Source organism: Streptomyces sp. NPDC093510 (assembly GCF_040683555.1).
Lineage (GTDB): Bacteria > Actinomycetota > Actinomycetes > Streptomycetales > Streptomycetaceae > Streptomyces.
In genome coordinates this window covers 67,020-77,520 of the sequence record NZ_JBFBEE010000009.1, presented here as the reverse complement: position 1 = coordinate 77,520, position 10,501 = coordinate 67,020, and the positions used below count along the sequence as shown (strand labels likewise).

4 protein-coding genes are annotated in these 10,501 nt (G+C 74.7%); 3 read left to right on the top strand and 1 reads right to left on the bottom strand.

The genetic code is table 11. The features are described from left to right. Positions 1-3 precede the first annotated feature (3 nt). Genes AB0N81_RS16160 through AB0N81_RS16150 form a run of 3 tightly spaced genes read left to right on the top strand, consistent with a single transcriptional unit; the run spans position 4 to position 9,597 of the window. Positions 4-4,050, top strand: coding sequence for an amino acid adenylation domain-containing protein (locus AB0N81_RS16160; protein WP_365358564.1), 4,047 nt, complete (start codon positions 4-6; stop codon positions 4,048-4,050). Between the two features lie 4 nt (positions 4,051-4,054). Then, positions 4,055-7,399, top strand: a complete 3,345-nt coding sequence (locus AB0N81_RS16155) for an amino acid adenylation domain-containing protein (protein WP_365358562.1) — start codon at positions 4,055-4,057, stop codon at positions 7,397-7,399. Next, positions 7,396-9,597: a beta-ketoacyl synthase N-terminal-like domain-containing protein gene (locus AB0N81_RS16150; RefSeq protein WP_365358560.1), complete on the top strand. Its 2,202-nt coding sequence runs from the start codon at positions 7,396-7,398 to the stop codon at positions 9,595-9,597. Before AB0N81_RS16155 ends, AB0N81_RS16150 begins: the two co-directional genes overlap by 4 nt. 35 nt (positions 9,598-9,632) lie before the next feature. Here the strand turns inward: AB0N81_RS16150 and AB0N81_RS16145 are convergent, their stop codons facing one another. Further along, a complete protein-coding gene (locus tag AB0N81_RS16145; RefSeq protein WP_365358558.1) occupies positions 9,633-10,394 on the bottom strand; it encodes an alpha/beta fold hydrolase in 762 nt (253 codons plus the stop codon). Between the last annotated feature and the right edge of the window lie 107 nt (positions 10,395-10,501).

Below are 10,501 nucleotides of genomic sequence, written 5' to 3'. Positions count from 1 at the left end.
CCGATGAACGCAGAGCGCCCGATGGGCGGGCAGCGCCCGATGAGCGGACGCATCGCGGATGTGCTGCCCCTGACGCCGGTCCAGGAAGGTCTGCTCTTCCACGCCGTGCGCGACGGGGCGGGACCCGACCCCTATCTCGTCCAGGCCCGCTTCCGCACAGGCCCCGCGGTCGCACCGGACAGGGTGCGGTCCGCGCTCACCGCACTCCTGGAGCGCCATCCCAACCTGCGCGCCTGCTTCCGGCACGAACGCCTCGAACGACCCGTGCAGGTGATCCCACACGCCGTCACCCTGCCGTGGACGGAAACGGACCTGACGGGACGGGCGACCGACGAAGTCGAGGCCGCCGTGGCCGAGATGCAGGCAGCGGACCGTACGCGCCGCTTCGACCCGGCGCGACCGCCCCTGATGCGCGCGGCGCTCGTACGCCACGACATGGGGTGCGAACTGCTCCTGTCCTTCCACCACATCCTGCTCGACGGCTGGTCGATCCCGGTCCTGGAGCGGGACATGTCGGCCCTCGTCACCGGTGGCACCCTGCCGCCCGCCGTGCCCTACCGGCAGTACGCCCTGTGGCTGAGCCGCCAGGACCAGGGACGGGCCGAGGCGGCGTGGCGCGAGGCGCTCGCGGGCCTGGAGCGACCGGCACCGCTGGTACCGGCAGGGGAGCCCGCCGGTCCGGTGGGGGAGCTCACCGGGCCGGTGGGTGAGGGGCCCGGTACGGAGTCCCGGGAGGCGGACCCCGACACGGTCCGGCTCCACCTCACCGCCGAGCTGACCGCGGCCCTGACGCGCCGCGCCGCCGAAGCGGGCGTCACCCTCAACACCCTGACGCAGGCAGCCTGGTCCCTGGTGCTCGCGCGCATGACCGGCACACGGGACCTCGTCTTCGGCGGCGTCGTGTCGGGCCGCCCGCACGACCTGCCCGGTGCCGGGGAAATGGTCGGCCTGTTCATCAACACGCTCCCCGTACGGGTCCGTCTCCGCGACGGCGAGAGCGTCGCCGAGCTGCTCACCCGCATCCAGGACGAGCAGTCACGCCTCGTCACGTACCACCATGTGCGCCTCGCGGAGGTGGCGAAGGCGGCCGGAGAGGGCGCGGCGCCGGGGCCGGGAGCCGGTGAGCTCTTCGACTCCGTCCTCGCGTTCGAGAACTTCCCGCGCGGCGCCGAGGGGGCGGACCAGGACGGCCCGGAGACGGTCCGCGTGGTGGACGTCCGCGACGCCACGCACTACCCCGTGACGCTCGCGGTCGTCGCGGGCGCGCGCATGCTCCTCGCGGTCAGCTGCCGCTTCGGCATCTCCGCGGCGGCCGTCGCGGCCCGCATGGAGAGGGCCTTCGAGCAGCTCGCCGCGGACCCGACCACCCCGGTCGACCGGATCGACGTACTTCCGGAGGCGGAACACCGGGCGCTGCTGGCGAGGGCTGCGGGAGCGCCGAGGGAAGGGGCGGCCACCGGCGGGGCGGCCGGGCAGGCCCCCGGCACGACGACGGTCCCGGCCACCATCACCGCGAGGTTCGCCGCGCTGGCCGCCCGTACCCCGGACGCGCCCGCTGTCGAGGCCGACGGCGACGTCATCACGTACGGCCGCCTGGACGCGGAGTCCGACCGCGTCGCCCGCCGTCTCGTCGCGGCCGGGGTGGCCCCGGGCTCCACCGTGGGCCTGCTGCTGCGCCGCTCACCGTCCCTGGTCGTCGCCCAGCTCGCGGTGCTCAAGGCGGGCGCGTGCTGGCTGCCGCTCGATCCGGCGCAGCCGGGGGAGCGGCTGGCCCGGCTGCTCGACGCGGCGTCGGCGGAACTGGTGCTGACGGATGCCCGACCGAACTCTGGGTGGAACACGCAACTGCCGTCCACAGTCCGCCAATTGAACATGCGCGGAACATCCCTGGAGGCGGAGGAGGAGACGGAGGCAAAGGCGAAGGCTCAGGTGGCTGAGGCCCCCCTCGGTGACGCCTCCCACCCCGAGTCCACCGCCTGCGTGATGTACACGTCCGGGTCGAGCGGCGAACCGAAGGGCGTCGCCGTCCCGCAGCGTGCCGTCGTCGAACTCGCCGCGGACAGCCGCTTCGCGGGCCCGGCGCACCGCCGCGTACTGCTGCACAGCCCGCACACCTTCGACGCCGCCACCTACGAGGTGTGGGTGCCGCTCCTGACCGGCGGCACGGTGGTGATCTGCCCCGAAGGGCCCGTCACGCCCGCCCTGCTGGCCCGCGTGCTGCCCGAGCGGGGCGTCACCGCGCTGTGGCTCACCGCCGAACTCTTCCGCACGGTCGCGGAACTGTCGCCCGAGGCGTTGCGCGCGGCGCGCGAGGTGTGGACCGGCGGCGACGTCGTGGACCCCGAGGCGGTGCGCAGGGTCCGCGCGCACTGCCCCGGCACGACCGTCGTCAACGGCTACGGCCCCACGGAGACGACCGTGTTCGCCACGGCCCACCCCGTCACGGAGCCCGTCTCGCGGGGCGGCCACGTGCCGATCGGCCGCCCGCTCGACGGCACCCGCGTCCATGTGCTCGACGCCCGGCTGCGGCCCGTCCCGGGCGGCTGCGTGGGGGAGGTGTACGTCGCAGGGGCGGGCCTCGCACACGGCTATCTCGGCCGGCCCGGCGCCACCGCCGAACGCTTCGTCGCCGACCCGTACGGCCCGTCGGGGTCCCGCATGTACCGCACCGGCGACCTGGCCCGCAGAACCCCTTCGGGCGCCCTGGTCTTCGCGGGCCGCACCGACGACCAGCTGAAGATCCGCGGCTTCCGCATCGAACCGGCCGAGGTCGAGGCGGCCCTGACGGCCTGCCCCGGGGTGTCCCGCGCGGTGGTGGCCGCGACACCCGCCCCGGACGGCGCCCGACGCCTGGCGGCCTGGGTGGTCCTGACCGAGGACGCCACGACCTCGGCCGGGACCGAGGGCCACGGCCCACTGGAACGCGTCCGGGAGGAAGCCGCCCGCGTCCTCCCCGCCCACCTCCTGCCCACCGCCTGGGCCCGTATCGACACCGTGCCGTTGACTCCGCACGGCAAGACCGACCGTGCCGCCCTGCCCGAACCCGTCACCGCGGCGGCACCGTCGCGGGCCCCGCGCACCGCCCGCGAGAAGGAGCTGTGCGTGCTGTTCGGCGAGGTGCTCGGGGTCGTGGACGCCGGTCCGGACACCGACTTCTTCGCGGCCGGCGGGCACTCGCTGAGCGCGCTGCGCCTCGTGGGGCGTATCGAGGGGGAGTGGGGCGTACGGGTCCCCGTGGCCACGCTCTTCGCCGCGCCGACGCCCGCCGCGCTCATCGCCCGCCTCGACGGGCCGGAACCAGGGTCGGACGACGTCGCCGACAGCCTCGCCCCCCTCATCGCCCTGCGCGCCGAGGGTGACGCCGCCCCGCTGTTCTGCGTGCACCCCGGGCTCGGCGTGAGCTGGGCGTACACGGCCCTGCTGCCCCACCTGGACCCCGGCCGCCCGGTGTACGCCCTGCAGACCCCCGCCCTGTCGGAGGAGGCCCACCGGCTCCACGGCAGCGTGGGCGAGCTGGCGGACGCGTACGTGGAGCGCGTGCGGGCTGTACGGCCGCACGGCCCGTACCTCCTGCTCGGCAGGTCCTTCGGCGGGCCCGTCGCCCACGAGATGGCGGTACGGCTGCGCGCCGCGGGCGAGGAAGTCGCGCTGCTCGCCGTGGTGGACGCCATGCCGAAGCCGCCGGAGACCGCCCGTACGCCGCTCGCACCCGACGTCGTCGAGGACGAGGCGCGGCGCATCCTCCGCGAGGAGGGGGCCGCACTCGACGGGATCGGCGAGCGCCGCCTCGACGCGCTGAGGCGGGCGATCGCCAACCACATCACGCTCGGCCGGAGTTGGGCCCCGTCCCCGTACGACGGCACCGTGACCCTCTTCGCCGCCACCCGCGACCCCGAGGCCGTTCCCACCGGGACGAAGGCGGCGGCCTGGCGGCGCGCCGCCGCGGCGGTCGAGGTGCACGAACTGGCCTGCGCCCACGCCGAGGTCCTCGACCCGGCGCCCGCGGCACGCATCGCCGCGGTCCTTGAACACACCCTCCAGGGAGAGTGAACCAGTGGACATCGAGGAGTACGAGTTCCCCGTCTCCGACGCCCAGAGCCGCCTCCTGGTCCTCGACCGGATGAACCCCGGCACCGCGCAGTACAACGTGCCCGCCGCCTTCGCCGTGCACGGCCCCTTCGACCTGAGTGCGTTCACGCGCGCGCTCGACGCCCTCGTGGCCCGCCACGAGTCCCTGCGCACCGTCTTCCGCACCGCGGCCGACGGCACGCAGGCGCAGATCGTCGCCGCGAGCGGCCGCGCGGACCTCACGGTGGAGAAGGACGTGGCGGCACATGAGGCGGACGCGAGGCTGCGGGCCGACGCCGCCCGCCCCTTCGACCCGGCGGCCGGGCCGCTGCTGCGCTGCACGGTGCAGGCCGTCGACGACGGCAGCCACCGCGTGCTGCTCGTCGCCCACCATCTGGTCTGCGACGGCTGGTCCCTCGGCGTCATCCTGCGCGACCTGTCCGCCGCGTACGAGGCCGAGTCCAGGGGAGCGCTCCACTCGCCACCCGAACTGCCGTTGCAGTTCCCGGACTTCGCCGCCTGGCAGCGCGAACGGCAGGCGGCAGGCGCCTACGCCGAGGCCGTCGCGCACTGGGCCGGCCGGCTGCGCGGCGCGCCCGAGGTCGTCTCGCCGCCCCTGGACCGCCCGCGCCCCGCCGTGCGCACGGCCGAGGGCGGCACCGAACGCTTCCTGTTGGACGCCGGGGTCCACGCCCGCCTCGCCGAGGCCGCCCGGACCCGCGGCGCCACACCGTTCATGGCGCTGTTCGCCGCGTACGCCGCGTTCCTCGGCCGGCTCAGCGGCCGCGACGACCTGGTCGTCGGCTACCCGGTGTCCGGGCGCGACAGGCCAGAGCTCCAGGAGATGGTCGGCATGCTGACCAACACCCTGGCGCTCCGCGTGGACCTCTCCGGCGACCCGTCGTACGGCGAGCTGATCGGCCGCGTACGTTCCGCCCTGCTCGCCGGACACCCTTACCAGGACGCCCCGTTCGAGGCCGTCGTGGACGCGCTCGCCCCGGCCCGCGACACCAGCCACGACCCGGTGGTCCAGCTGGTCTTCGCGTACGACGACGACACGGACCTGTCCCTCGCACTCGCGGGCGCTCATGTAGAGCGCTTGGAACTGCCTCTGAACACGGCCAAGTTCGACTTTCACCTGCACGTCGAGCGGTGGAATGCCGGTGCGGGTACCGGGCGCGGGGTCGACGGTGCTACGGGGCAGGGGCCGGGCCTCGCCGCCCAGTTCATCTACCGCAGCGACCTCTTCGAGGCCGCCACCGTGCGGGACTGGGTGCACAGCTTCGAGACGCTCCTCGACGAGGCCCTCACCCGCCCCGACGTACCGCTGTCCGCCCTCGACGCCGTCCCGGCCGACGTCCGCGCCCGCGCCGTCGCGGCCGCCGACCGCACAGCGGAGGCTGCGCCCACGGACCGGCTGGTCCCCGACCTGATCGCGGACGTCGCCGCCGCGCGCCCCGACGCCACCGCCCTGGTCTGCGGCGACGTACGGCTCAGCTACCGCGAACTCCTCGCCGCAGCCGACGCGTTGGCGGACCGGATGCGTGCCGCCGGGGTGCGGCCCGGCTTCCGGGTCGGCCTGCTGCTGCCCCGCTCACCGGAGATGGGCATCGCGGCGCTCGCGGTGCTCCGAGCGGGCGGCGCGTACGTACCCCTGGACCAGGCCCACCCGCACGCGCGCCTCGCGCACATGGTCGAGGCATCCGGCACGGGCCTGCTCGTGACGACGGCCGAGACCGCGGCCAAGGGGGAGGCGCTCGGGGCACCGTGCCTGCGCGCCGACGAGCCCGGTGGGCCCGGTGGGCCCGGTGGGCCCGTTGAGCCCGGCACACCCGGTGAGCCCGGCGATCCCGCTGAGCCCGGCAAATCCGTTGAGCCCGGCACACCGGCGACCCCCCGTCCGTCCCCGCAGGACCTCGCGTACGTCCTCTTCACCTCCGGCTCCACGGGCGTGCCGAAGGGCGTGGCCGTCGAGCACCGGGCGCTGCTGAACCTGACCGTGAGCGTGCGGCCGACGTTCCCCGTCACCGCCGAGGACCGCGTGCTGCAGTTCGTGTCGTTCGGCTTCGACGTGGCCGTCTCCGACCTGTTCTTCCCCTGGGTCGCCGGCGCCGAGCTGCACATCGCACGCGACGACGAACGGCTCGGCGACGCGCTGTACGCCCGGCTGCGGGACTCGCGCATCACGTACGTGTTCCTGCCGCCGTCCGCCGCGATGCTCCTGCCCGACGTGACGGGACGCCTGCCACATCTGCGGACGCTCGCCGTCGGCGGCGAGGCCTGCCCCGCCGAGCTCGTCGAGCGGCTCGCTGAACCGGGCCGCCGGATCGTCGACGCGTACGGGCCGAGCGAGGCCACCGTCTACGCCACCACCGCCGACCTCGAACCCGGCGAACCCGTGGTGATCGGCCAGCCGGTGCCCGGCGCCCGCGTACACGTCCTCGACGACCGGCTGCGCACCGTGCCGACCGGCGTGACCGGCGAGGTCTACATCGCGGGCGCCTCCCTGGCCCGCGGCTACATCGGCCGCCCCGGCATGACCGCCGAACGCTTCGTCGCCGACCCGTACGGCCCGGCGGGTTCCCGCATGTACCGCACCGGGGACCTCGCCCGCATCGACGCGCGAGGACGCCTGCACTACCTCGGACGCTCCGACTCGCAGGTCAAGCTGCGCGGCATCCGCCTCGAACTCGGCGAGATCGAGGCACTGTTGGCGAGCTTCCCGGACGTCGCGGTCGCCGCGGCCGCCGTGCGCGGCAGCGGCGCCGAGCAGCGCCTCGTCGCGTACGTGGTGCACAGGGAGGGAGCGACACCCACGGACGAGTCCCTGCGCGCCCACCTCGCCGAGCGGCTTCCCGGCTACATGCTGCCGGAGGTCTACGTCCACCTCGACGAGCTCCCGCTCAACCGCTCCGGGAAAATCGACCGGCCCCGGTTGCCCGAACCGGCCGACGGGCGGCGGGAGTCGGCCCGTACGTACACGGAGGCGCGTACCGCCACCGAGCGGCACGTGGCAGAGGTGTGGGCCCGCGTACTGACCCTCGACCGGGTCGGCGCGCACGACAACTTCTTCGAACTGGGCGGCAATTCGGTGCGCCTCATGGGTGTGCTCGACGCCCTCCGGGAGACGGCGGAGGACCTCACCCTGGTCGACCTGTTCCGTCACCCCACCGTCGCCTCGGTCGCGGCACACCTCGACGAGGCCGCCGCCCGGACACCCGAGCGTGCCTCCTCGGCGGCCGCCGAGGCCCAGCACCGCGGCAGTGACCGCCGCACACGCCAGAACGCCGCCGCACAACGGCTCCGCTCCAGAAAGGGCACGTCACGATGACCGAGCCAGCACCCCGTGCCACCCACGACCCCGCCCCCGACGCAGCCTCGGCAGACGCGGCGGGCGAGCTCGACTCGGCCATCGCGATCGTCGGGATGAGCGGACGGTTCCCCGGCGCCCCCGACCTCGACGCCTACTGGGCGAACCTCCGTGACGGCGTCTGCTCCATCGTCGACTTCACCGAGGAGGAGCTGCTGGCCGACGGCGCGGACCCGGCGGACCTGCGCGGCCCCGCACACGTGCCCGCAAGGGGCCACCTCGCCGGCGCCGACCGCTTCGACGCGGAACTCTTCGGCTTCAACCGCACCGAGGCCGCCGCGCTCGACCCCCAGCACCGGCTCCTCCTGGAGAGCGCCTGGGCGGCCCTGGAGGACGCCGGGCACGACCCGCTCGCCGCACCGGCCCGCACGGGCGTGTACGTCGGCGGCAGCCCGACCGAGCACATGCTGGCCGCCCACACCGACCGCCGCCTGGCCGCCTCGATCGGCGCGATGCAGATCCGCATCCTGACCGACCGCGAGTTCCTCGCCCCGTGGATCTCCTACCGCCTCGGCCTCGAAGGACCGAGCCTCACCGTGCAGACGGCCTGCTCGACCTCCCTGACGGCGGTACACCTCGCCGCCCAGGCGCTGCTCCTCGGCGAGTGCGACACCGCGCTCGCGGGCGGCGTCAGCGTCGACACCGTCCGCAGACAGGGATACGTCCACCAGGAAGGTGGCATCTTCTCCGCCGACGGCCGCTGCCGCCCCTTCGACGAGGACGCGGGCGGCACCGTGCCGGGCAGCGGGGTGGGCGTCGTCGTGCTGCGCCGCCTCTCCGACGCGCTCGCCGACGGCGACCCCGTCCGTGCGGTCGTGCGGGGCACCGCGCTGACCAACGACGGCGCCACGAAGGTCGGGTTCACCGCCCCCGGAGTCGAACAGCAGACGGCGGCCGCCGTCGAGGCGTGGTCGGCGGCGGGCCTCGAACCGTCCGCGGCCCAGTACGTGGAGACGCACGGGACGGCGACGCGGCTCGGCGACCGCATCGAACTGGCGGCGGCGACCGAGGCGTTCACGGGCGCCCCGTCCGCCGCCATCGGCATCGGCTCCGTGAAGTCCAACATCGGCCACCTGGACGCGGCCGCGGGCGTGGCCTCGCTCATCAAGGTGGTCCTCATGCTGGAGCACGCCACGCTGGCACCCACCGTCAACGTGACCCGCCCCCACCCCGAACTGCGCCTGGAAGCCTCCCCGTTCCGCGTCGTGGACCGTCCCGCCCCCTGGCCGCGGCCCGCCGCGGGCACGCGCCGCGCCGGTGTGAGCTCGCTCGGCATCGGCGGCACGAATGTCCACGTGGTCGTGGAAGAGGCACCGCAACGCCCCGGACCTCCGGCCACCACGCCGCCCGGTGCCCAAGCCCTCCACGCCCTCCACGGCCCCCGCACCGAGATCCTGCCGCTCTCCGCCCGCACGGAGCAGGCCCTCACCGCGCTCGCGGGCAAGCTCGCCACGGCCCTGCGCGCCCCCGATGCCCCGTCCCTCGCGGATGTCGCGCACACCCTGCGCACGGGCCGTGCCCCCATGGACGTACGCGCGTACGTCCTGGCCTCGGACCCGGCGGAGGCCGCCGAACGGCTGACGGCGCTCGCGGAGGGCCGCCCGGCGCACAGTACGGACGGCGAGCCGGACGCCGAGCCGGACACCGAGCCGGACGTCGACGGGCTGAAGGAGCTCGGCGAGCTGTGGCTGAAGGGCGGCACGGTCCTGTGGCCCGAGGAGACGGGCGCGGGGCGCCGGGTGAGCCTGCCGACGTACCCGTTCGCGGGGGAGAGCCACGGAGCACTCACGCTGCCACGCCCGACGCCGGAACCGTCGGCGGAAGGGGCGGAGGAACCGTTGGCGGAACCGGCGGAGGAGCCGGCACAGGAACCGGCCGACGACCTGACCGGGGCCGTCTCCGCGCTCCTGGGCGAAGCCCTCGGCCTGGAAGGCCCCGCGGCCCCGGAGACCACCTACTTCGCGGCGGGCGGCGACTCACTGACCGCCGTCCACCTGGTCGGCAGGCTCCGGGACGACTTCGGTATCGACGTGCCCATCACCCTGTTCCTGGAGGAACTGACCCTCCAGGAACTGGCGGCCCGCATCGTCGGGTCGAAGGAGCCGGACACGGCGGAGGACTCACTGGACGCGCTGCTCTCGGAGTTCGAGGCGGAGTAGCACTCCGGAACCCACCGTCCAAGGCCATCACCGCGTCACTGCGTCGTCGTGCTCCGGCCCGCCGGCGACGAGGCGATGACCTCGGTGACGTACGCCCGATGGCGGTCGAGGAAGAAGTGGCCCCCGTCGAGCACGTGGCAGGAGAAGTCGCCGCTCGTCTCGCTCTCCCAGGCGCGCACGCCCTCGACCGTCACACGGGGGTCCGCGTCACCGGTCAGGGCGATGACCGGGCAGTCGAGCGGGGGACCGCTCCGGTGGACGTGGTTCTCCAGGAGGCGGTAGTCGGCGCGGACCGGCGGCAGGATGATCGGCAGCAGTTCGGGAGTGGCCAGGAGCTCGTTGGCCGTACCGGACAGTTTCCGCATCTCCTCCACGAGCTCGGTGTCGGACATCTCGCTGACCGGCCGCTCCACCGCGACGCGCGGGGGCACCGTGGGCGCCTGCCGCCCGGACACGAACAGGGCCACGGGCGGATGCCCGGCCGCGGTCATGCGCCGCGCGGTCTCGAACGCGAGGATCGCGCCCATGCTGTGCCCGAAGAGCGCCGTCGGCGCGCCCTCGTCCCAGCCGGGAAGCGCGGCGAGCACGGCCTCGGCGACCTCGTCCGCCCGCTCGGCGAACGGCTCCCCGATCCGCTCCTGGCGGCCCGGGTACTGCACGACCAACGGCTCGACGACACCCGTGACGGCCGCCGACAGCGGGTGATAGGCGCTGGCGGAGCCGCCTGCGTGCGGGAAACAGAGCAGACGGGTCCCGGCGTGGGGTGCCGGGTGGAAGCAACGTATCCAGTCGCCCACGGCGCGCCCTCCTTTCGCGTGCCGCTTGCGGCGGCGGTGCTCGCGGTGTTCGGTGTACGACGTCCGCCAGCATGCCCGAAGAAGACGCGGCGCAGGTCACGGGGTCA